We start from the raw sequence: 22435 nt of genomic DNA on the forward strand, positions 1-22435 counted from the left end.
GAATCATCTCCTAGCATATTTTAATTTGCTTTCGCACTAACTCTGCACTTATCACAATAACCAAATATTTTTAATTTATATTCTGTACACTGAAAACCTTTTTCTTCCATGAGCTTCTCATAAAAATCATCTTTCAATAATCCTGAAGCTTCAATTACCTTTCCGCATTTTTTACATATCAAATGATGGTGATTTCTAGTATTTTCAATCTCAATTTCATATTTAGCAGCACTATCACCAAAATCATGTTTGATAACAATACCTTTTTTTAATAACATATCGATAGTTCTATATATTGTAGCCATTCCTATTATGTTTTCTTTATTTTTTATCAAAGTATAGATTTCATTTGCAGAAAGATGTTTGCCAACATTATCAATTAGAGTATTTAATATTATTTTCCTTTGATATGTCAATCTTATATCCATCTTTTCAATCAGATTATTCATAATAGGATCTACTGCTGTATTCATTTAAACCCCTCCTCCATTTTCACTATTACTATTTTTGTTGAAAGTTACATAAATTGTTTTGATGGAATGTTACTTCCATCAATGACTATTTCTTCAGCTTCGCCTAAGAAACCTGTCACAACCAAGTCTATGGCTTGATCTTCCGTCAATCCTCTACTTCTTAAATAATTAAGAATATCTTCTGATATTTTACCAACTGATGCTTCATGTGTTAAAGATGCATCTTTGTTCCTATTAATGAGTTTTGGCTCAGCCACAATGCTACCAGAATTGGATAAAAGTAATCCCATGCAATCTAAATGCCCTGTTCCTGCCTCATTACCCACCATATTACTATAGGCATTGATCTGAGATTTATCTCTTGAGATCATTCTAACTCTTGATATACCATTAGCATCCTTACCATTAAGATAAGTATCATCAAACATCTCAACTTTTCCACGATCAGCTAATACTGTAGTCACAAAGTTAAGAGAGGCTTTTTTATCCAGATAATTACTATTCTTCATACTTAACGCCATAGGAACTTCATGGCATTTTTGACTATATGATACTTGTGAATTCTCTTTTAGAATAAGCTCTACACTTGATTCAACTGTATCGTATTTGCCCCATGTATGAAAATTTTCAACTTCTAATATTGCATTTTCTTTAGTAACTATTTTGGTATCGCCTATATGTTTACCATATAAATATTTTTTTCTAGCTGCACAAACACTTTGTAATTTAGCCTCTACATTTTTTTCTAATACAACCAGGTTATCAGTGTTTTGCACAACATACATGGAACACATAAGTATATTTGTAATAATTGGTTCATCTATTGATTTCTTAACCCATATAAAATAACCTTTTTCGGGTTTTTTACAATAAAATCCCCTAACCCAATCATAGGTTTCAAAAGCTTCATTTATAGACAGGATAATTACGTCTTTTTCTTCATGTATCTGTACATCATTATCTATCTGAAGATAACTTGCATGTTTTACATTTTTCATAGCCATTCTCCTCAATTAATCTCCATATTTTTTCCCAATCCTTTGATGAACAAGTAATTTTCCCGTCTAACATTACATGTGCATAATCAGGTTTAAAATAGTTAAGTGCCTTACCTCTATGAGTAATTAATAGTATCGTTTTATCATTCAATTGTTCTTTTATTAATAGACTTAATCTTTCTAAATTCTCTACATCCAATCCAGCATCTAGTTCATCTAATATAATTAAATCTGGATCCATGCTAATTACTTGAATCACCTCTGAAAACTTTCTTTCACCACCAGAGAAACCGATATTTACTTTTCTCTGCATTAAAGATTCTATTCCTTCTATTTTCACATTTTTTTTACTAATTCTATCAAGTAGCTTAGATAATTTAACATTGATTGCAGGTGGATTCTGATAAACTGCCGCCATTCCTCTTTGCGCTCTTTCTTCAATCTCTATTCCTGTTATATCCTCATCTTTAAAAAGAATCTTACCTGATTTTATTTTATATTTTGAAAATCCTAATAATGTACAAAGCAATGATGACTTCCCAGAAGCATTAGGACCTAATAACACATGGGTTTCTCCTTTTCCCATCTCTAAATTAAGTTTATCCAAAACTTTTTTACCATCTACTTCAACTTCTAGATTATCAATCTTAAGTAAACTCATTTCTATCACCTCTTTCACTAGTATCTTTCTTGACTCTTTAATAATAGTATTAACTATAACCGACTGATTTAACTTATTGTTATTTTTTAATAATGATAGTCATTATCAGTAAGTCATTATAAATAATAGGCTTGAACATATTCAAAGCCCTTTTTTGATATATTATTATATCATTCTAATTACGGAATATTTACTTTATTTTAACATATAACCATACCATATTCAACTAGTTAACTCTAAAGTTTTATAGATATCTCTTTATAGTTTTAAAAGTCCTTCTATATCATCTCCATATTTATGAAATATTTCTTCGCCAAAATCTGATAGCATTTTATTCATATAAATATCATGTAATATATAATTATTCAATATCCTTATGACACCTTTATTAAAAGTATAGTAACCCTCTCTTTTATTCTCTTGGTTCTCAAAAACGAATATTCCATATGAGTTATCTACTACTAGAATAAATTCTGAATTATGAATATCTTCTGCTATTCCTAATGGTGCATGCTTGTACACTTTACCCAGTTCAATTATTTGGTCATTCATCTGACTACTAATAATTTCTATATCACGTTTTGAAGCTTCATCTAATTGTTCTTTCACTATAAGTCCATCTTCATACCAAAAACTTATAATGATTTTTTCTTTGGCTTCATTAATAAATTCTTTAGCTTTATCCATTATGTTGTCATAATTTTGCATTTGCCATAACCAATTAGGATATTTATTTTCACTAATTACATCTTTATATTTTAGTAGATAATTGTTGATATTATTATATCTTTTATTATTCATCTGTACAAAGTCTTCAAGGGGTAAAGGCTGATATCTAATAGGTCTATCTCCTGAAGGATATATTAATCCCTTATCTATTAAAGAGTTAATGGTTTCATATACTTTCGGTCCAGGAACGCCTGATAGTTTCTGGATTTCACTACCATAACTAAGATTATTTCTAAGTAGAGTCAAATAAACCTTACCTTCGTATTTAGATAACCCAAGCTCATTAAAACAATTAATTACTTCGTCATTAGAGTAACTGCTCTTACTATTAATGATTATCGCCCCATTCCCAAGTTACTACATAAGTAGTAACTTATATTTATATAATATATAACTTATTATAATTAGTCAAGAGAAATTTCAATTTTCCCTGCTTCTTCTATTATTTTATTTGGAAACCCTACATATTTCAAGAGTTTTATAGCATTTTTAGATGTTGCCACTCCATGATATATCTTATAATCAAATACGATATCATTCTCCTTCATTATTTCAGTAAAGTGATACTTGTCATATATACCATCTAATATCTGTGTTAATTCAATATCATGTGTGACATTCTTTTAAATAAAAGTGATTCCTTTTTCAAATCATGAAAGTTATTTTCATATGAGAACTTGTTTGTATCAGCAATCTTATTTCCTACATTAACTACACCAATTATACTACTTAGTGTATTAATATGAATTTCATATTTAATCTTTGATAATGAATAAATTATTATATTAATAAGAAATATAGCCCCTGTAATAAATAGTAACGTTGAATCTTGAAGTATGATTGCAGGAAAAATTGATATTACCAATAAAATTTGCATCAAAAAATATTTCCATATATTCTGTATTTTATAATCTTCCAAATTAGAGATAAATATGGGAAGATAGTAACTATTATCCCCTTTTCCAAGACTGCTGAGTATTATTTGGATTTCTTCTCTTTGCTTTTTATTTGATGAGAAAAATTTTATTTTATTTTCTAATGATTCCATACTTGATTTAGTTTTGTTCAAGCAATGTAGTTTTGAATATAATACTTGCTCACCAGCAAAAGAATTACAGTTATTTATCCTACAAAATACATTATCCATTTCTAGGTCATTCCATGTTATGTCATCAATTTTCTCGTCATTTGGTATATTTTCTTGAAATTCTTTCCAATAGTAATCAATTTTTGAGCTATCACATTTCTTTACTTCAGGTTTTTTACCATATTGACTTTCTATCAATGCCTTTTGCCTTTTGATATTTGTTTTTTGTTCGTATATAATAATAAAATATATTAAAGCTAATATACCCATGATAATTAAAAATGTTTGCATATTATGTCTCCTTTACTAATCAACCTAGTATTACTAAAAATTTCTTTCAGAATACCATAGTTTAAAGTCATTAGCAAATATATACTTTGTATAATAGCATTGAGGTGATCTTATGATATTAGAACGTCTAAAAAATCTTAGAGAAGATAATGATTTATTGCAAAAGCAAGTAGCTGATCAACTAAAAATACCTGAAAGAACTTATGGTAACTATGAACTAGGAGTCAGAAGAATTCCATTAGAACTTTTAGTAGAGCTAGCTCTATTCTATAACACCAGTACCGATTACTTATTAGGTCTTACAGATGAAAAAGCACCATATACAAAAGCTAAAACAATAAAAATCAAATAATTACTCTAAAAATATATATAGTTTAAAAGTTATAAAATAAATATTTTTGTGGCAAAATATATTAAAATATCTTGCCTAATAAATATTTGTTTTATTTTTTTATCAAAATATATTGACAACTAATTTTATAGTGTTATAATTTATATTAGTTAATAGCAATTATTAATTAATATTTTATATCACAAGGAGGTTTTACTATGGAAAATGTTAAATTACCTTTACTAGGAGATAAATTCCCTCAAATGGTAGTTAAAACAACTAAAGGAAACACAACTTTACCTGATGATTATGCCGGAAAATGGTTTGTACTATTTAGCCACCCAGGTGATTTTACACCTGTTTGTACAACAGAATTTATAGGCTTCGCTAAAAAAGCTGGCGAATTCAAGGCTCTTAATACAGAATTAATAGGTCTATCAGTAGATCAAGTCTTCTCTCATCTTAAATGGGTTGAGTGGATTAAGGAAAATACAGATGTCACTATCCCTTTTCCAGTTATAGCAGATGAATTGGGTCGTGTATCAACTGAACTTGGAATGCTTCATGAGAAAAAAGGTACCAATACTGTTCGTGCTGTATTTATAGTTGATGCAAGTGGTATTTTACGTCTCATGATGTATTATCCTCAAGAAGTAGGTCGAAGCGTTGATGAAGTCCTTCGTTCTGTAAGAGCTTTGCAAGAATCAGATGCTAATAAAGTAGCAATGCCAGAAAATTGGCCAAATAATGGTTTTATTGGTGATAAAGTCATTATTCCTCCAGCTAGTTCAGAAGCAGAAATAAAAGCTCGTGAAGAAAGCGTTAATAATGGAGAGATTGAATGCAAAGATTGGTGGTTCTGTTACAAATCATTATAATAATTCATATATGTTAAGGAAGAGGCTGAACAAACAGCCTCTTCCTTATGAAGAAACCTAAACTTTAAACTTCAACCTCACTGTGCCAACTCGGCTTTTGTTAAAGTATTATTGATTTGTTGTGCAAGATAATAAGCTCCTCTATAACCCATAATAGGCAAATATGGATACTCATTTTCTTGTCGAAAGCTTGGGTGACTTATCTGTATTACATTTTGATTATGTAATGCTTCTATTCCATCAGAAAAACGAATAATAGCTTCTTCATTTTCTAATGCCTTTTTGAATCCTAATTCATATAAATATTCTTCTAAATATTTATTGGATATATTATTATTATTAATGCAGAATTTATTATTATCCAAGCTCGCTACTCTTCTTTTCAACATATTTTCTTTATAAACCACTCTATTAATTTCATTAGTTCCCTCAGTCGGAATGATGTTCATATTCAATAACTCCCCAACGCTTTCTAACCACTTTTTAGTACCTTCTATACCATAAGGTGTTAAATATATATATGGCTGATCATATGCTTCTTCTAATAATTTTGCAGCTTTTAGACCTTCTTTATGGATTACTATATTTATTAAGGCTTTTGAGGCTTGTTCTATATCATTGATATTAGTATTCAACATAAAAGTTGTACCAAGTTCAAGTGAGAAATTTTCTTTCATCATTCTTTTGATTTCATTAAAATCACTACTTTGATTATAATTATATATTCCTAACCCAAGAATATTATAAAAAGGTAGTTTTTCCATTCTATGATTTTTCTTGACAATTTCATTAACTAATATCTGCAATGCTTCACTAACGCCATGTGTGAAATCATTCTGAAAATCACAATCAGGGAGTAATATCAATTTACCGTTAACTCTATCCCCAACTTGAAATTTGACACTTTCTAAATCAATTCCTATAATTGATGTTATAGATGAACCTATTACAAAAATGTATTTTGGTTGTTCAATGGCATCTATTTCTAGAATGGCATCAATTATCCTTTCTTCATTACCAAAAGTTACATCATGCTCATCCATATGTGTAGTGAATGTTTTAGCAGATGTATCTATACCAAATTGCATTAGTCCTTCAATAGAAAAATGTGTTGTACCAGCAGGACCAAATTCTATGATGACAGCATCATTTATACCATTTAATGTCCATAGAATACCCATTCTATCAGAAGCTATAGGATTATCTTTATATAATTTCATACTAGAGCCTCCTCTGCATACTTGCTCCATGATTTTTCATCGTTTCTATCATAGAATCGTTGTCATCCATAGTTAATAATGCTTCTTTCATCCCATCTGGAATCTCTTTCATATTAAGTAGTATTTTTTTCATTGGTTCAGGCATATTTTTTAGATTTTTCACTTTATCTTTAACTTCATCTTCCATGGTACTTTTCTTTTCATCCATAAGGCTAAATATACCTCTCTCCTCCAAAATAGTATTAAGAACCTCTGTTATTTTTTCAAATCCTATCTTCTTAGCACAATTATCTGTTACTATTTGTACAATACTGTGTTTCGCAAGAATCATGGGACTTTCATGTCCAAAATAATAATCCGGTTTTAGCTCACCATATACTCGTCTTAAAGGTGCAATATTAGCCATACGTACTATATACGGATCTACGCTTTTATCAATTAATCTATCCATTACTTCCCTATCACTTTTTGCTAGTTCCCTACACTGTATTATTATTGGAATCATCCCCAAATCAACTAGGAAATCTGTAAACTCAAAACAATTAAAAGGTGTATTACCATAGATAAATGTTTTATTCCTTAATAATTGTTCAGCAGCTATTAAATTAGAAGCAACCGATTTGTATTTTTCATTGATTAAACAATCAAACTGAATATCTAGGATAGCTCCAATTTCTTCATATGCTTTTACCATCTTATCTAAATCCAATGCCATAGGAAAAACTACATAAGGAATACCTAATAACTTTTCCATCTCCTTAGCAAGTGATATAGCTGTGTGTTCTACTACTATATTCAATGAACTTTCAGCCGCTTTTTGTATAGTTTCTATATTCACTTTTGTGGGTATTGTCATAGAAATATTTATACCATTTTTCTTGAGTTCCTTATATAGTTCAGTATTTTCTACACCAAGATATTTGAATCCTAGTATATTGACTGTCTTTTCCTTTTTATCCATAGGAATCATAAGTGATGCCAACTGCTCTAGTGCCTTCTCAATACCATCTATATGACTATTGCATTTAAAATGCTCAGTCTTCACAATGAGTAGCTTAGTGTCTACTTCATTTTTCAAACTACGGAGTATACTTGTAACATCTTCACCTATAAGCTCTACAACACAAGTTGTTATTACCATAAGAGCTTTTGGTTTTTCTTCCCTATCTATCTTTTTTATAATCTCTACGAGGTCATCCTCACACCCAAAAGTAATATCATGTTGCTCCAACACAGCAGAATATACTCGGTCTTTTCCATTTTGACGAATCATAGCAAAATCTTTGCCATAATATGTACATTCTTCGGTTCCTATTATAAGAAGTGTTAAATCTTCAATATAAGACGCTGTCATTACTGCTCCAAAAAGAGGACAGTGAGGACCTGGGAATTGTGCTTTACTTAAGCTCTTAATATCTTTATCTTCTCTGATATTAGTTAAACGATATTTATCACTCAACATCTTTTTTTCCTCCTCTAAAAACTTTTATAGGTCTTATATGTACTTTTCCATTTTCATCATGAGCTACAATCGCCTCTACTTTATATACATCCCTAATTAATGATGAACTAAAAACTTTATTAGGTTCACCAATCTTTTCTATCTTCCCGCTTTTCATAACACATACTCTGTGAGAATATCTACAAGCTTGATTAAGATCATGTAACACCATGACAACAGTCATATCAAGTTCTTCATTTAATTCTTCTATCAAATCTAGTATTTCTAGCTGATGACATATATCTAAATATGTGGTAGGTTCATCCAGCAATAGTATTTTAGGATTTCTGGCTAGAGTCATAGCTATCCATACTCTCTGCCTTTCACCACCTGATAGAGAATTGACGGGTTTATCTGCCAAATACATGACCCCTGTTTTTTCCATAGCCCAATTGATCTGTTCCTTATCATAATCACTCATAGGCTCATACCATTTTTTATGAGGTATTCTACCGTACAGAACCAACTGTTTCACAGTAAAATCACTAGGCGAACCATGATGCTGACTTAATGCAGCTAGTTTCTTAGCTATTTTTTTTGCAGATAGATTCCTTATATCATCATTATCAATTAATATATTCCCTTCTTGGTATTCAAGTTTTTTGGTAATATTTTTAAGTATGGTTGATTTTCCAGAACCATTAGGTCCTACTATTGATAATATTTCCCCTTTATTAATTACCAGGTTCAGATTATTTATAAAGGGCATATCATTGTATGAAAATGATATTTTATTTAATTCTATCACCTTTTAGCTCCCCTTCTTAGTAAATATAAAAAGAATGGTCCACCTAACATTGCCATCATTGTACCAACAGGTAATTCAATAGGTGCTGCTATTATTCTAGCTAAAGTATCTGCAATAACCAGAACTGCTCCACCCATAAGCATACTGACAGGTAACATCCATTTATAGTCAGAGCCAAATAATAACCTGCTTATATGAGGTACAACCAATCCTACGAATCCAATGATTCCAACAAAGGCAACACTTATACCTGCTAAATAGACAGCTACAAGAGAGATAAGTATTCTTGTTAAATTTACGTTATATCCTAAATTCTTAGCTACGTCATCACCAAGCTGTAATACATTAGCTGCTCGAATACATATAAGTGCCAATATGATACCTACAATAGAATAAATACCAAGGACTTTTACATCCATCCATGAAACTCTAGATAATGAACCATTAGTCCACAACATGACACCTTGTATTTTGTCCGAATTAAGGAGTGAAATAAGACCAGTCGCTCCACCTAGGATAGCATTAACAGCTACACCAGCTAATACAATCCGAATTGGTTCTATTTCTCCACCTTTCCACGCTAATCCATATACAATTCCACAAGCTATGACCCCACCTACAAATGCAGCTATTGGAACTAATGACACAAAACTTGGAAATAATAAAAGTATTATGATCGCTAATAAACTAGCACCAGCTGAAACCCCAGTAATACCAGGGTCAGCTAATGGGTTTCTCATAACAGCTTGTAGAAGTGCTCCACTGGCTGATAAATTAGCGCCTACAAAAACTGCTATCCATACCCTTGGAAGTCTTATATCACTAATGATAGCTTTTTTCACAGTGTACTCATCGCTAAAAAGGCTTTTAATAATATCATTCAAGGATATCTTTACACTTCCTAAACATATACCAAGTAAAATTGATAAAATAAGTATTCCAATAATGATTATCAACTTTGATTTAAGCCATTTTTTCACCATAGATTATTCACCATAGATCATGTCAGCTAATTTTTCTAAAGCCTCTGCACATCTTATATTGGCAACTACACCAAAATAATGTGGGTCAAGATCAAATACTTGATCATTTTTGACTGCATCTAAAGCATTCCATACTGGATTTTCTGAGAATTCTTTTTCAAACATCTTCTTACTTGTTTCTGGATCTGTATGAGTAAATCTGATTATTACATCTGGATTCATCGCAACAACTGACTCAATACTAAATGGTAAGTAAGGACTTTTTATATCCATTCCATCAGTTATATTTTCTAGATTCAAACGATTTGCTAAATCACCTATATAAGACATATCTGTTGCTAACATAAAGCTTTCAGGTGTTCCGAATATTATCATGACTTTTTTCTTGTCATTTCCTTCTATCTTGTCCATTACTTCTTTTTCAACTTTTTTCATGTTACTTATAATTTCATTAGCTTTATCTTCTTTATCAAAAGCTTTACCAATAGATTCTATTGATGTGATGATATCGCTATATCCGCTGGTTTTAACAAATTCAGCTTTTATTTTCTTGTCTTCAAGACTTTTTTCCAAAGCATCCTGTAAAGCACTATCAGTTATAAATACATCAAGTTCCAAGCTTTTTAATTTCTCCATATCTGGCTGCATACTCATTCCTATAGCAGGAAGGTCAGCATAACGCTTTGGTATATTATGAGATTTTGATGATGGTACACCTACTAATTCTATATCCAATGCATCAAATATTTCTGTTAATCCTATTGTTCCTGTAGCTACTTTATTAGGTACTGAATCGAATTCCATTTTACTCTCTTCTTTTTTGGAAGCACTTGTCATGTCATCAATTTCTTCTTTTTTCTTATCTTGATCATTATGTACATTTTCTTTGTTATCTTCTTTTTTATCTACATCGCTATCTTTTCCTTGTTCCTTGCCATCCTGTACCTTAGTCTCATCTTTACTTGTTTCGACTTGAGTGTCCTTAGGGCTACACCCCACAGCCATCATCACGACTATTAATATCAAACAAATTAATCCTTTATTTCTCATTATCATTTTCCTCCTTAATAATCTTTTGTGCTAAATCCATATATATTTTAGACATTTCATCCTCTGGAAAAGCTTCTACAACAGTCTTACCTAGATTTTCTGCTTTTTGCACTATTGGATTCCTTGGTATATGTTGAATAATTGATGTATCTAGTTCTGTACTTAATTTTTTCACTAGTTCATCTTCGTTTTCAATATTCTTGGCATTGAGTATCAATCCGCCAAGTGAAGCATATTCACGATTAGAAAACTGCCTTACCGCTTTTGCGATATTACTAGCTGCATACATACTCATCATTTCACCACTTGTTACGATAAATACTTCATCTGAATATCCTTTTCTAAGAGGCATGGCGAATCCACCACAAACAACATCTCCTAGAACATCATAGATAACTATATCAGGCTTATAGATTTCATAAGCATTAAGCTCTTCCAATAATTCAAAAGCTGATATTATACCTCTTCCAGCACAACCTATACCTGGTGTTGGTCCTCCTGCTTCTAGACATAAAACTCCACCATCACCGACAACCATGATATCTTCTAACTTAGTATCTTTTTTCTTTTCTTTTAATGTATGTAGAATCGTAGGAATTCTCTTGCCTCCTACAAGACTCTTAGTAGAATCGGCTTTTGGATCACACCCTATCTGCATTACTGTTTTTCCTGCTGCAGCTAATGCTCTAGATAAATTTGATACTGTTGTAGATTTTCCAATGCCGCCTTTTCCATATATTGCTATTTTCTTCATGTACTCACCATCTCTTTCCGCTTAATGATATCAATTATCATTATCATTAACATTTAAAATCTTTAGAATTTCTTTAATTTTTTTTGTTATTAATATAATTATGTGTTATGATATCAATAATCATTATCAATACAAGGAGGAAGATATGAATATTTTTTTATCTAGTAACAATAACATTATTCATCCACATCTTAATCATGTATTAAAAAGTTATTATTATACTACTGGATATAGTGTTTATGCATATGATAGCCAAGGAAAATTAATAGATAAGATAACTAAAGATGATTATGTAGAAGTGAATGAGTATATGAACAACATAGCTGAAAGTGTGATTATTAATTATATAAATAATACTACTCTCCCCCCCCTAGACTCATTAATATATGAGTTATATAAGAACACTTACACTATAATAGCTCCTGTATTAAAAGATAATATACTTATAGCTTTCTTGATTATGGAACCTTTTACAATTGTCAATTTATCTACTATGGATAAAAAGTGTTATTTTGAAAAATATTGTAAGGCTACAAAAATACCTATTACCTACTCTATTTATAAGTATTTTAATTATATACATAATAATAGGCTTAATTATTTAGGTCAACTATTCTATCATCTGATGTCTAAAAGCATCTATATAGGATGTCAGCATTTTAAGCCTATAGAAACTATGAATAGTACAAAATGGGGTAAAACCTTACCTCTTGATTGTTTTAATTATACAAATGGCTTTATCAATTTTCCCGCAGTTAAGCAGATATGTGATTACTTAGTTATAAAAGACATCAAGAACGCTCTGAAATCTTATAATACATTACAGATATTTTTAGAGTTACCTTATCAAAGTAAATGTAATATAAAAATGTTTAAATACCAATTAGTAGCATTTACTACCGTCATACAATATCACCTGTGTATTCATTTTAAAGAGCTGAAAACACAATTACACAAGATTTCCAATACCTGTATATTAAATATTGACCAACATTATGATTATAGTACCTTATTTCAAATTGGAGAATTGATAATAAAAGAATTTTTTGATGTGATAAAAGATTATAATTCCATAGAATTATCTCCGAATATATTACAAGTGTTAAAATATATACATGACAATTATATGCACAACATAAAATTAGCAGATATAGCAAAAAGTATTCCAATGAACGAAAGCTACTTGTCAGCTCAATTCAAACAAGAATATCATATATCACTAAAACAGTATTTGAATCAGTATCGCATCAATCAAGCTACCATACTGATTAAGAATTCAGATTATAACCTAACTGAAATAGCATTAAAAGTTGGCTTCGAATCAACTAATTATTTTTCAACTGTTTTTAAAAAATATCTTAACATGACTCCAAGCCAATATTATAAAAAATACCGTGATGATATCTAAAAAATAATAATGTTTATTAAGCAATTATCTTATAAATATATTTTCAAGGAATAGCTCTATAATGAAAGCTCAAGTATCTAAAGTTCATTATAAGAGCTATCTTAATCAAGTCATTTATTCCATATAGTTTATTAAAGTACCTATTTTTTCTATTGTACATTGGATTTTATCTCCTGATTTTAAGTACTTAGGCGGATCAAACCCTAACCCTACACCTGAAGGAGTTCCTGTAATTATGATATCTCCAGCCTTCAATTCTATACCTTGTGATAATTCTGAGATAATATGTGGTATGTCGAATATCATATTCTTTGTATTAGATGATTGACGGATTTCATCATTCACTTTACTGATAATGTCCAAAGCTACAGGAGAAGGTATCTCATCTTTAGTTACAATATATGGACCCATAGGACAAAATGTTCGTAGACTTTTACCTCTAAACCATTGTTCATGCTTTCTTTGTACATCTCTAGCAGATACATCGTTAACAATAGTATATCCAAAAATATATTCATCCACATTTTCTTTATCAATATTGATTCCATTTTTACCTATTATTACAGCTAATTCAACTTCATAATCAATTTCATTAGTTATTTGCTCATGTCTAAGAATTGTATCTCCTATACCTATAGTCTTATCAGCTCTTTTTGTAAAATATATAGGGTACTTTGGAATAAGGTCTTTGTTATTAACAAAATCTTTTATTTCCAAAGCATGGTCTTTATAATTTTTGCCTAAACACAAAATATCTCTTTTGGGGTATCTAATAGGCGAACAGACCTTTACGTCTTTTAATGGAATTGGATTACCTGAGTATTCTCCAACCTTGTTTTTCAATGATAATTTTTTATCACTGTACTTCCTTATGAATTCATTCATATCATTGATAGATTCATTAACTAGCTTATTAACTGGAATAATAGATTTTTTATCTTTTCCCATAACACCTACATTTTCTTTACCTTCATATTCATATGTACATAAATACATAGTTTTCCCCCTTTTGATGCTAAATTATATATCTATTTTAACATAAGTTAATAATTCGTTCCATGATTTATACAATCTCAAACATTATCTCTATCTGCATCTTACCAGCATTCATTTTATATCTTTCATATTAGGGAGCTTACTACTGTTTATTATTTTTTATAGCAAAACCAGCAACGTATAGACACTGTACGTTGCTGGTAAAAAAAATCATATCATGCCGTACATAAATTTCGCTCTTCTGCATTCTTTTGTGCATCCCATAACTCTTTATAAAGGCCATTGTTATTTAGTAGACTACTATGGTTACCTGTTTCAACAATTTTACCTTTATTAAATATCACTATTTTGTCTGCACTTCTAATCGTTTTAAGATGATGAGCAACTACAATGACTGTCCTGTCAACAGATAAATTACTTATGGCTTTTTGAATTTTTCGTTCATTTATTGGATCTACATTACTTGTCATCTCGTCAAGAATTACTATAGGGGCATCTTTCAAGAAAGCTCTAGCTATGGAAAGTCTTTGTTTCTGACCACCTGATAGACCTACACCATTTTCCCCTAATCTTGTTTCATATCCCTCTGGCAGAGTTTCAATAAAATCATGTATCTCTGCTTTTTTAGCAGCTTCTATTATTTCTTCTCTTGTTGCATCACTCTTACCTACTCTGATGTTTTCATATATTGAATCTGAGAATAATATGACATTCTGCATTACAATACTTATATTAGATAATAGATCATCATAATCGATTTCTCTTGTATTTATTCCTCCAATTCTTATTTCTCCTTCTTGAGGATCCCAGAATCTTAATATCAAATTAGTGATAGTTGTTTTACCTGAACCAGAAGGTCCAACTAAAGCTACCATACTACCTTCGTCAATATCAAGATTAACATTGCTTAATTGAAATTCATCTTCTTCATAGTTAAAGTTCACCTTATTGAATTCAATGTTAAATCCATCCATCTTCTTAGGTTGTTTCACTGTCTCAACAATTGGAGCATTTAATATGGTCATTATTCTGCTATAGCTATCTTTAACCCTAATATAATTAAGCCAATGAGTTTCTATATTAACAAATGGTTTATAGAATTCTTTACTGAAAATTATAAAAATTATATAGTTATATACATCTAATTGTCCATAGAACACCATGAATGCTCCTACAATCGCTAACACTGCAAATGATAGTTCTAAAAATATAAAGTATTTTCCTATATATTTTGCTATGGATTTAGATAATTTTTTACTACTTTCCCCAAAATCCATAGTACTATTTTTAAGTTTATTTTCAAATGTTTCACTTTCATTAAATGCTTTTAATAGAGGAATTCCTTTAGTGTATTCTACAAATAAACTAACCATATCAGCAAGATTATCCTGAGTCTTTTCTTCTAATTTACTATTGGATTTAATCCCTGACACCAATAATATTAGTCCTATAGGCAAAAATGAAATCATAGCAAATCCCATCTTCCAATTAATAGCAAAAAGTAACCCTCCAATAATTATAGCTGTAATGAAATCACTAAACATCCTTGACCACATATGAGCTGTAATACTCTCAATATTATCAACATCTTTATGAATAACGGTACTAATTTCTCCTAATCTTTCTTTTGTATAAAATCCTAGAGAAAACTTTTTTAATCTTAAAGTTACTTTGTTTCTGATTTTGGCTGCAATCTCAAATCCACTAAAATGTTTTGCTAAATCACCAATCGTATTAAATAATCCTTTCAATACTATAATACCTATAAGAGCTATCCAATACATATATAGATTGTTTGTCTGACCATCTATAATTTTATTTAGCATATCAAGAATGACTAGCATCATTGAAGCACCTAATAAAGATTTCACTGTAAAGGATAATATGGATAATATAAGCATACCTTTACCTTTTCTAGTCATATATCTAAAAATAGTTGATATCATGAATTTACTACCTCCTTAATTTCCCAATTATCTACACAGGCTTGTTCTTCAATCATTTTTTCATATAATTCACTATTTTGGAGTAATTCTTTATGAGTGCCTTTTCCTACAACCTTACCTTCTTCCATAATAATGATTTGGTCTGCATTGATAACAGTATTAAGGTGATGTGCAATCGTAATAATAGTTTTATTCTTTCCTAGATTATCTATTGCTTTTTTTATTAAATATTCATTAGCTGAGTCAATAGCAGAAGTAGCTTCATCTAATATAATGATTGGAGAGTTTTTCAATATCATTCTCGCAATAGATAGTCTTTGCTTTTCTCCCCCAGATAACTTAGCTCCTCCTTCACCTACTATAGTCTTATAACCTTTAGGAAGACTCATTATCATATCATGAATCTGGGCTTTCTTAGCCGATTCTATTATTTCTTTTGTAGTCGCATCTTTTTTACCTATTCTAAGATTTTCTTCTATACTCATATTAAATAAAAAAGCTTCTTGTTGAACTATTGATACTAACTTAGTCAAATCATGCTCACTCATTTCACTAATATCTTTGCCTCTAATAGTTATTCTTCCGCTACTAGGTTTCCAAAATCCCATCAAAAGATTTGCTATAGTCGTTTTACCTGAACCCGATGACCCGACTATTGCATTCATTGAATATTTTTTGAATACTAAGTTAATATCTTCCAAGGTATTCTTGTTTTCCTCATAACCAAAATTAACATTATGAAATTCTATCTTCCCAGCTTTCAAACTATCATTAATAGCATTATCATTAATTGGTTTGACTCCCATGACAGAGTTAATTTCTCTTAGTGCATTCTTGAATATAATACTCATATGATGGAATATGGGAAGTTTTGCAAATGCATTACTGAATATACCTCCTAGAATTATTGCCAAAACAAAAGTATTAACATCAATTTTATTATCCTTCAACAATAATGATCCAACGATCGCTAATACTACTAGTCCTCCTTCCATAAGCATTGTTGAAAAAGTCATAGGAAAAGAAATGCTTACAGTCATCTTTTTCACCCATGAAATATAATTATCCATTCCATCCAATACTTTTTCTGTTCTTTTTTCTTCTTTACTGAATGCTTTAATTACAGGAATTGTAGCTATATATTCTATTAAATCTTCTGACATCTTTTTTGTGCTTTTAGCATAATACATGAATTTTCCCGCAATCAATTTGTTAAGTATTTTTTGGTACAAAAACACAAGTGGTACAGTTGAGATCAACGCCAATCCAAGACGTACATCCATAATAAGTAGACTAATAGCTATTACAAAAGGTATCAATATAGCTATAGTTATCTCCGGCAAACCATGTGCCATGTATAATTCTGTCTGGTCAACATCATGATTTATAATATTAGTTAAATCCCCTATCTTTCTTTTCTGAAAAAAGCTGAATGATAATTTTTTCAAGTGTTCAATCATGTTTATCCTAATTTCTGATAATGTGGAATATGCGTAATCATGTGCTTTCCATATTGATAATGCATAAAAGGCTGCCTTAATAATCTGGCAACAACATATAACTGCACCAAGTATCATAATGATCTTTGTTGTAATTTCATTATTAGAAAGTAAATTCACCATCCTCATAACAATAATAATAGGTATTATACCTGCAATAACACTTATGGCTATTAATATTCTTGATGGTAAACTTCTCCTTTTGTAATCTTTTGCTGAAACGCTGCTATCTTCTTTCATACTTGCCTCCTTATAATTTTGATATTTATTATAAATAATAATTTATAAATCTTTTGAGTAATAAATTATTAGTTTATACGTATAGTATGTATACGTTTGAATAAAAAAAATTTATATATGTCTTTCCGCCATTTCGCTTGTTTTCTCCATAAAAGTTATTACTATATCCAGTTCTCGTTCGCTTAAGTTATTTAGATACTCAAAAATATCTTTATCAGATACTTCGTGGTGCTCTTCATGACTTAGATATGCTTTTTTCCCTTTTTCTGTTAATTTAACCAATAACCTTGTATTATTTGTTTCATCAAGGTATTTTTCAACTAACCCCTTTCTTTCTAATTTTTTTAGTGTCTGTGAAACTGCTCCTTTAGTAACACCAAATTTTCTCGCTATTTCTGAAACATGTAGATTAGCATAATCTCCTATTAATTTCATTATATGGATTTCACTCCTATATATGTCTACATCTGTTCCATAATTACGAGGTTTTTTACCACAAATAGATATTTTTTCAGTCATAGTCATAAATTTTTCGATTGCTATTTCCATATTTATCTTCATGCTATTATCGTATATTAGCTATACGTTTTTGTCAACTATTATTTAATATTATTATAAATTAATAAGAGCTTTAATTAATAGCATTTTGGAACTATATAAATAACTATTGCTTATTATGACATAATATGATAATATGTTTTGTGCAGGGAATGAAGTTCTCCCTTAGCAAAAGCTAAAACCGCTTATACGCTGATGACTTCTGTGATAATATCGCAGAACCATCAGCTTTTTTAATGATAGAACAAGAAAGCTTTGTCTTATGTTCTGCCAAAGGAGGATTTTTAGATGTTATTTAGTTTATCATTAATTTTAATTTTGGGATTTGCTTTGAGTGGAATTCTAAACAAGTTAAACATACCTGGTTTATTAGGTATGATCTTAACTGGAGTGATACTTGGTCCATTTGTACTTAACCTTATTTCACCAGAAATACTTGATATCTCTAGTGATCTTAGAGAAATTGCCTTAATAGTTATTTTAATTAGAGCTGGCTTATCTCTTAATATAAGAGCTTTGAAGAAAGTTGGTAAACAAGCCATTCTAATGTGTTTTATCCCTGCAACTTTTGAATTAGTAGCAGTAATTGTACTTGCTCCAATATTCTTTGACATAAGCTATATTGAAGCAGCTATCATGGGAACTGTATTAGCAGCTGTTTCACCAGCGGTTGTTGTTCCAAGAATGATTAATCTAATGGAACGTGGATATGGGAATGATAAAAGCATACCTCAATTAATAATGGCAAGTTCATCTGTTGATGATATCTATGTTATTGTTTTATTCACTGCTTTTTTAGGGATGTATAGTGGTAACGGATTTGATACTTCAAGCTTATTATCTGTACCATTATCAATAATACTAGGATTAATTCTTGGTATAATGACAGGTATTGTTTTTATATGGATAGTGAAAAGGCTTCATATGAGAGACACTGTCAAAGTGCTTATAATACTAAGTATTTCATTTTTATTTGTAACTCTTGAGAGTTTTGTGAAACCTGTAGTATCAATATCTGGTTTACTAGCTGTTATGGCTTTTGGCGGAACTATATCTGAATCCTATAATGTACTCGCCAAGAGATTGATGACTAAGTTTTCTAAGATATGGGTAGGCGCAGAGATACTATTATTTGTATTAGTTGGTGCAGCTGTGGATATTAGATATCTTGCTGGTGCAGGTTTAATTTCTATACTACTTGTTTTATTCGCATTAGTATTCAGGATTTTTGGTGTAAATATATGTCTATTGAAATCTAGATTAAACAAAAAAGAAAGACTATTTTGTTCCATAGCCTATCTACCAAAGGCAACTGTACAAGCAGCTATCGGAGCTATACCTTTACAAAAAGGTGTGGAATCTGGCAATACAATTCTCACTGTAGCTGTTCTAGCCATTATAATAACTGCTCCCCTTGGAGCTATAGGTATTGATTATACCCATAAGAAATTCTTGAATCATACAGTAACCAATAATTAAACCATATCCGTAATTAAAATGAGGCTCACCTAATACATCTTATATAAAAGAAATGTATTGAAGTGAAGCCTCACTTTTAATCTAAAATAAACTTTTCTATCTCATAAAATGCTACTCTACCAATTATATATCATACAACTTGATATTTCTTAATCTAAGAGCATTGGTAACCACTGATACAGAACTGAACGACATTGCTGCAGCTCCAATCATTGGATTAAGTAAAGGTCCGCCGAATACATGAAGTAGTCCTGCTGCTATTGGTATACCCAATGTATTATATCCAAATGCCCAGAATAAGTTTTGTTTGATATTTCTAATAGTCCCTTTGCTTAGCTCTATCGCCTTTATAACATCTACAATACTGTCTTTCATCAATACTATATCTGCTGATTCCATAGCTACATCAGTTCCTGATCCTATAGCTATACCGATATCTGCTTGTGCTAATGCTGGAGCATCATTAATTCCATCACCAACCATTGCTACTCTATAGCCCTTATCTTGTAAAGCTTTGACTTCTCTCGACTTATCTTCTGGTAAAACTTCAGCTATGACTAGATTAATACCCACTTCTTTAGCAATAGCTTCAGCTGTTTTCTTATGGTCACCTGTTATCATTGCTACTTTGATGTCCATAGCTTGTAAATGATCAATTGCTTTTTTGCTATCTGACTTAACTGTATCCGCTACAGCTACTATACCTGCATATTTTCCATCAATAGAAATGAACATTGGCGTTTTTCCTTCAGAAGCTAAATCCCCACCTTTACTAATATCACATCCTTCAATCTTAAACTCTTTCATCATCTTTTCATTACCTAATAGAAGTTCTTTACCTTCTATCACCGCTTTTATACCTTGACCAGAAATGGTCTTAAAATCTGTAATGGTACTAACTAATTCTATATTATCTGATTCAGCTTTATGAACTATAGCTTCACCTAGAGGATGTTCTGAACCTTTTTCTGCTGAAGCAATTAATCTTAATATCTCTTTTTCATCATAATCTGTAGTAATAAGATCAGTCACTACTGGTTTACCTTCTGTAATAGTACCAGTCTTATCAAAAACTACAACATCTATTTTATGTGCTGTCTCAAGGGCTACTCCACTTTTAATCAGAACTCCTTCATCTGCACCTTTTCCAGTTCCAACCATTATGGCTGTTGGTGTAGCTAAGCCTAGTGCACAAGGGCAAGCTATGACTAGAACAGATATAAACACCTTAAGAGTAAGTTCCAAATCACCAGTTCCTATATACCATGCGATTCCTGCTAATACTGCTATTGATATTACAATAGGTACAAAATAACCTGCTATAACGTCTGCCAATTTAGCTATGGGTGCCTTGGACCCCTGTGCTTGTTCAACTAGATCAATAATCTTTGCAAGTGCTGTGTCACTACCTACCTTTGCAGTTTCAATCTTCAATAACCCATTTTTATTTATACTTGCTCCTATTACACTACTACCTACACTTTTTTCCACAGGAATGCTCTCACCACTTATCATTGATTCATCGACCGAGCTGTTTCCCTCTATTACACGTCCATCAACAGGTATTTTTTCACCAGGTTTAACCAAAACAATATCCCCTACTTCTACTTCATCTATAGGAATACGTATCTCTTCTGTTCCATGTAAAACTATAGCTTCTTTTGGTCTAAGTCCTATTAATTTCTTGATGGCTTCAGATGCTTTGCCCTTAGAACGATGCTCTAGGGATTTGCCAAGCATTATTAATGCTATGATAGTTCCTGCTGATTCAATATATAAATCTTTTACATAATGAACTTGTCCAATACTTATTTGGTATGTTGCAACTATACCATATATTATCGCCGCAGATGTTCCTACTGCAATAAGTGAGTCCATATTGGGATGTCCTGTGAATAGAGCTTTAAATCCCCTACTATAAAAATATCTACCAACTACAACAATAGGTATAAGTAATATAAATTGTGCAAGTGCAAAGTTAAGTGGTTCATACATAGGATTAATGAATTTTGGTATTGGCAGTCCTATCATATGTCCCATAGAAATATATAGAAGCGGAATAACAAATCCTATTGCGATCTTTAATCTAAACCACATTTTCTTTTGTTCTATACTACTAGAATTATCTTCTTCAGCATCATTATTACGTTCTATTTCCTTAGGAGTGAATCCCGCTTTTACAATTGCTTTCTTAATTTCTGATAGTCTTACTTTCTTAACATCATATTTTATATACGCTTTATTGGCTAAAACATTTATAGATACTTCTAAAATACCATTTAATTTATTAACACCTGTTTCAATTGTTTTGGCACAAGCTGCACAATGCATTCCTTCTATTGGTATTACAACCTTTTTTTCTTCCGAATCCTCTGAAGGTACAAACCCAGCTTTTACAACTGTTTCAAAAATTTTCTCCTTATCAACTACATCTTCGTCATATTCTATTTGCATTTTTTTTGTATTGATATTAACACTTACTGAGGAAACCCCTTCTAATTTTTTAGTTACACGTTCTACTCCTGCTGAACAAGCTGCACAATTCATACCGTCGATTTTATACACTTTTTTTGTTTTCACGTTTCCCAACCTCCAATCATATTTC

At 30.7% G+C, this 22435-nt stretch carries 20 protein-coding genes and 1 riboswitch; of the genes, 4 read left to right on the forward strand and 16 right to left on the reverse strand.

Translation table 11 applies throughout. The annotated features are described in order from the left end of the window. Positions 1–20: 20 nt before the first annotated feature. From ACX6CF_RS15560 to ACX6CF_RS15580, 5 genes are all read right to left on the reverse strand, one after another. Positions 21–473: a Fur family transcriptional regulator gene (locus tag ACX6CF_RS15560; protein ID WP_458786265.1), complete on the reverse strand. Its 453-nt coding sequence runs from the start codon at positions 471–473 to the stop codon at positions 21–23. Positions 474–517: 44 nt separating this feature from the next. Next, complete coding sequence (locus tag ACX6CF_RS15565) at positions 518–1471, reverse strand: SufB/SufD family protein (RefSeq protein ID WP_458786266.1); 954 nt, start codon at positions 1469–1471, stop codon at positions 518–520. Continuing rightward, on the reverse strand, positions 1431–2132 hold the full coding sequence (locus ACX6CF_RS15570; RefSeq protein WP_458786267.1) for an ATP-binding cassette domain-containing protein: 702 nt from the start codon (positions 2130–2132) through the stop codon (positions 1431–1433). Before ACX6CF_RS15570 ends, ACX6CF_RS15565 begins: the two co-directional genes overlap by 41 nt. A gap of 258 nt (positions 2133–2390) precedes the next feature. Then, positions 2391–3200: a TrmB family transcriptional regulator gene (locus ACX6CF_RS15575; protein WP_458786310.1), complete on the reverse strand. Its 810-nt coding sequence runs from the start codon at positions 3198–3200 to the stop codon at positions 2391–2393. A 256-nt stretch (positions 3201–3456) separates the two neighbouring features. Beyond that, on the reverse strand, positions 3457–4239 hold the full coding sequence (locus tag ACX6CF_RS15580; RefSeq protein WP_458786268.1) for a hypothetical protein: 783 nt from the start codon (positions 4237–4239) through the stop codon (positions 3457–3459). Positions 4240–4351: 112 nt separating this feature from the next. Here ACX6CF_RS15580 and ACX6CF_RS15585 point away from each other — a divergent pair, with 112 nt between their 5' ends. Both ACX6CF_RS15585 and ACX6CF_RS15590 read left to right on the forward strand, forming a co-directional pair. After that, a complete protein-coding gene (locus ACX6CF_RS15585) occupies positions 4352–4591 on the forward strand; it encodes a helix-turn-helix domain-containing protein (protein ID WP_458786269.1) in 240 nt (79 codons plus the stop codon). Between the two features lie 197 nt (positions 4592–4788). Further along, a complete protein-coding gene (locus ACX6CF_RS15590; RefSeq protein WP_458786270.1) occupies positions 4789–5448 on the forward strand; it encodes a peroxiredoxin in 660 nt (219 codons plus the stop codon). 77 nt (positions 5449–5525) lie between these two features. Here ACX6CF_RS15590 and ACX6CF_RS15595 read toward each other — a convergent pair whose 3' ends face one another. The 6 genes from ACX6CF_RS15595 to ACX6CF_RS15620 are packed head-to-tail and all read right to left on the reverse strand — an operon-like array spanning position 5526 to position 11704. Beyond that, complete coding sequence (locus ACX6CF_RS15595; RefSeq protein ID WP_458786271.1) at positions 5526–6668, reverse strand: nitrogenase component 1; 1143 nt, start codon at positions 6666–6668, stop codon at positions 5526–5528. A gap of 1 nt (position 6669) precedes the next feature. Then, positions 6670–8130 carry a nitrogenase component 1 gene (locus tag ACX6CF_RS15600; protein WP_458786272.1) on the reverse strand — a complete coding sequence of 487 codons (1461 nt, stop codon included), beginning with the start codon at positions 8128–8130 and terminating at the stop codon, positions 6670–6672. Next, positions 8120–8917, reverse strand: coding sequence for an ABC transporter ATP-binding protein (locus tag ACX6CF_RS15605; RefSeq protein WP_458786273.1), 798 nt, complete (start codon positions 8915–8917; stop codon positions 8120–8122). The genes ACX6CF_RS15600 and ACX6CF_RS15605 overlap by 11 nt, the downstream gene beginning before the upstream one ends. Further along, positions 8914–9900, reverse strand: a complete 987-nt coding sequence (locus tag ACX6CF_RS15610; protein ID WP_458786274.1) for a FecCD family ABC transporter permease — start codon at positions 9898–9900, stop codon at positions 8914–8916. Before ACX6CF_RS15610 ends, ACX6CF_RS15605 begins: the two co-directional genes overlap by 4 nt. A gap of 3 nt (positions 9901–9903) precedes the next feature. Beyond that, the gene (locus ACX6CF_RS15615) at positions 9904–10950 is read right to left on the reverse strand and encodes an ABC transporter substrate-binding protein (protein WP_458786275.1); all 1047 of its coding nucleotides are present in this window, start codon (positions 10948–10950) and stop codon (positions 9904–9906) included. Next, positions 10940–11704, reverse strand: coding sequence for a nucleotide-binding protein (locus ACX6CF_RS15620; protein WP_458786276.1), 765 nt, complete (start codon positions 11702–11704; stop codon positions 10940–10942). Before ACX6CF_RS15620 ends, ACX6CF_RS15615 begins: the two co-directional genes overlap by 11 nt. Before the next feature lie 145 nt (positions 11705–11849). On the opposite strand from ACX6CF_RS15620, the gene ACX6CF_RS15625 reads away from it, so the two are divergent. Further along, positions 11850–13112, forward strand: a complete 1263-nt coding sequence (locus ACX6CF_RS15625; RefSeq protein ID WP_458786277.1) for a helix-turn-helix transcriptional regulator — start codon at positions 11850–11852, stop codon at positions 13110–13112. Between the two features lie 114 nt (positions 13113–13226). Here ACX6CF_RS15625 and ACX6CF_RS15630 read toward each other — a convergent pair whose 3' ends face one another. From ACX6CF_RS15630 to ACX6CF_RS15645, 4 genes are all read right to left on the reverse strand, one after another. Continuing rightward, complete coding sequence (locus ACX6CF_RS15630) at positions 13227–14108, reverse strand: fumarylacetoacetate hydrolase family protein (RefSeq protein ID WP_458786278.1); 882 nt, start codon at positions 14106–14108, stop codon at positions 13227–13229. A 215-nt stretch (positions 14109–14323) separates the two neighbouring features. After that, on the reverse strand, positions 14324–16054 hold the full coding sequence (locus ACX6CF_RS15635; protein ID WP_458786279.1) for an ABC transporter ATP-binding protein: 1731 nt from the start codon (positions 16052–16054) through the stop codon (positions 14324–14326). Beyond that, positions 16051–17793 carry an ABC transporter ATP-binding protein gene (locus ACX6CF_RS15640; protein ID WP_458786280.1) on the reverse strand — a complete coding sequence of 581 codons (1743 nt, stop codon included), beginning with the start codon at positions 17791–17793 and terminating at the stop codon, positions 16051–16053. Before ACX6CF_RS15640 ends, ACX6CF_RS15635 begins: the two co-directional genes overlap by 4 nt. 111 nt (positions 17794–17904) lie before the next feature. Continuing rightward, positions 17905–18342 (reverse strand): MarR family winged helix-turn-helix transcriptional regulator, encoded by a 438-nt coding sequence (locus ACX6CF_RS15645; protein WP_458786281.1) that lies wholly within the window; start codon positions 18340–18342, stop codon positions 17905–17907. A 148-nt stretch (positions 18343–18490) separates the two neighbouring features. After that, a riboswitch (Fluoride riboswitch) is annotated at positions 18491–18563 on the forward strand. Between the two features lie 76 nt (positions 18564–18639). On the opposite strand from ACX6CF_RS15645, the gene ACX6CF_RS15650 reads away from it, so the two are divergent. Continuing rightward, positions 18640–19830, forward strand: a complete 1191-nt coding sequence (locus ACX6CF_RS15650; protein ID WP_113671612.1) for a cation:proton antiporter — start codon at positions 18640–18642, stop codon at positions 19828–19830. A 123-nt stretch (positions 19831–19953) separates the two neighbouring features. Here the strand turns inward: ACX6CF_RS15650 and ACX6CF_RS15655 are convergent, their stop codons facing one another. Further along, the gene (locus ACX6CF_RS15655; RefSeq protein ID WP_458786282.1) at positions 19954–22410 is read right to left on the reverse strand and encodes a heavy metal translocating P-type ATPase; all 2457 of its coding nucleotides are present in this window, start codon (positions 22408–22410) and stop codon (positions 19954–19956) included. Between the last annotated feature and the right edge of the window lie 25 nt (positions 22411–22435).

The organism is Vallitalea sediminicola, assembly GCF_054408565.1.

What these genes read in the sequence shown, in the direction of transcription:
- ACX6CF_RS15570 (WP_458786267.1), bottom strand. Translation starts at nt 2,132, where the DNA reads ATGAGTTTACTTAAGATTGATAATCTAGAAGTTGAAGTAGATGGTAAA.
- ACX6CF_RS15615 (WP_458786275.1), bottom strand. Translation starts at nt 10,950, where the DNA reads ATGAGAAATAAAGGATTAATTTGTTTGATATTAATAGTCGTGATGATG.
- ACX6CF_RS15600 (WP_458786272.1), bottom strand. Translation starts at nt 8,130, where the DNA reads ATGTTGAGTGATAAATATCGTTTAACTAATATCAGAGAAGATAAAGAT.
- ACX6CF_RS15590 (WP_458786270.1), top strand. Translation starts at nt 4,789, where the DNA reads ATGGAAAATGTTAAATTACCTTTACTAGGAGATAAATTCCCTCAAATG.
- ACX6CF_RS15595 (WP_458786271.1), bottom strand. Translation starts at nt 6,668, where the DNA reads ATGAAATTATATAAAGATAATCCTATAGCTTCTGATAGAATGGGTATT.
- ACX6CF_RS15565 (WP_458786266.1), bottom strand. Translation starts at nt 1,471, where the DNA reads ATGAAAAATGTAAAACATGCAAGTTATCTTCAGATAGATAATGATGTA.
- ACX6CF_RS15560 (WP_458786265.1), bottom strand. Translation starts at nt 473, where the DNA reads ATGAATACAGCAGTAGATCCTATTATGAATAATCTGATTGAAAAGATG.
- ACX6CF_RS15640 (WP_458786280.1), bottom strand. Translation starts at nt 17,793, where the DNA reads ATGAAAGAAGATAGCAGCGTTTCAGCAAAAGATTACAAAAGGAGAAGT.
- ACX6CF_RS15625 (WP_458786277.1), top strand. Translation starts at nt 11,850, where the DNA reads ATGAATATTTTTTTATCTAGTAACAATAACATTATTCATCCACATCTT.
- ACX6CF_RS15580 (WP_458786268.1), bottom strand. Translation starts at nt 4,239, where the DNA reads ATGCAAACATTTTTAATTATCATGGGTATATTAGCTTTAATATATTTT.
- ACX6CF_RS15635 (WP_458786279.1), bottom strand. Translation starts at nt 16,054, where the DNA reads ATGATATCAACTATTTTTAGATATATGACTAGAAAAGGTAAAGGTATG.
- ACX6CF_RS15585 (WP_458786269.1), top strand. Translation starts at nt 4,352, where the DNA reads ATGATATTAGAACGTCTAAAAAATCTTAGAGAAGATAATGATTTATTG.
- ACX6CF_RS15650 (WP_113671612.1), top strand. Translation starts at nt 18,640, where the DNA reads ATGTTATTTAGTTTATCATTAATTTTAATTTTGGGATTTGCTTTGAGT.
- ACX6CF_RS15610 (WP_458786274.1), bottom strand. Translation starts at nt 9,900, where the DNA reads ATGGTGAAAAAATGGCTTAAATCAAAGTTGATAATCATTATTGGAATA.
- ACX6CF_RS15645 (WP_458786281.1), bottom strand. Translation starts at nt 18,342, where the DNA reads ATGGAAATAGCAATCGAAAAATTTATGACTATGACTGAAAAAATATCT.
- ACX6CF_RS15630 (WP_458786278.1), bottom strand. Translation starts at nt 14,108, where the DNA reads ATGTATTTATGTACATATGAATATGAAGGTAAAGAAAATGTAGGTGTT.
- ACX6CF_RS15620 (WP_458786276.1), bottom strand. Translation starts at nt 11,704, where the DNA reads ATGAAGAAAATAGCAATATATGGAAAAGGCGGCATTGGAAAATCTACA.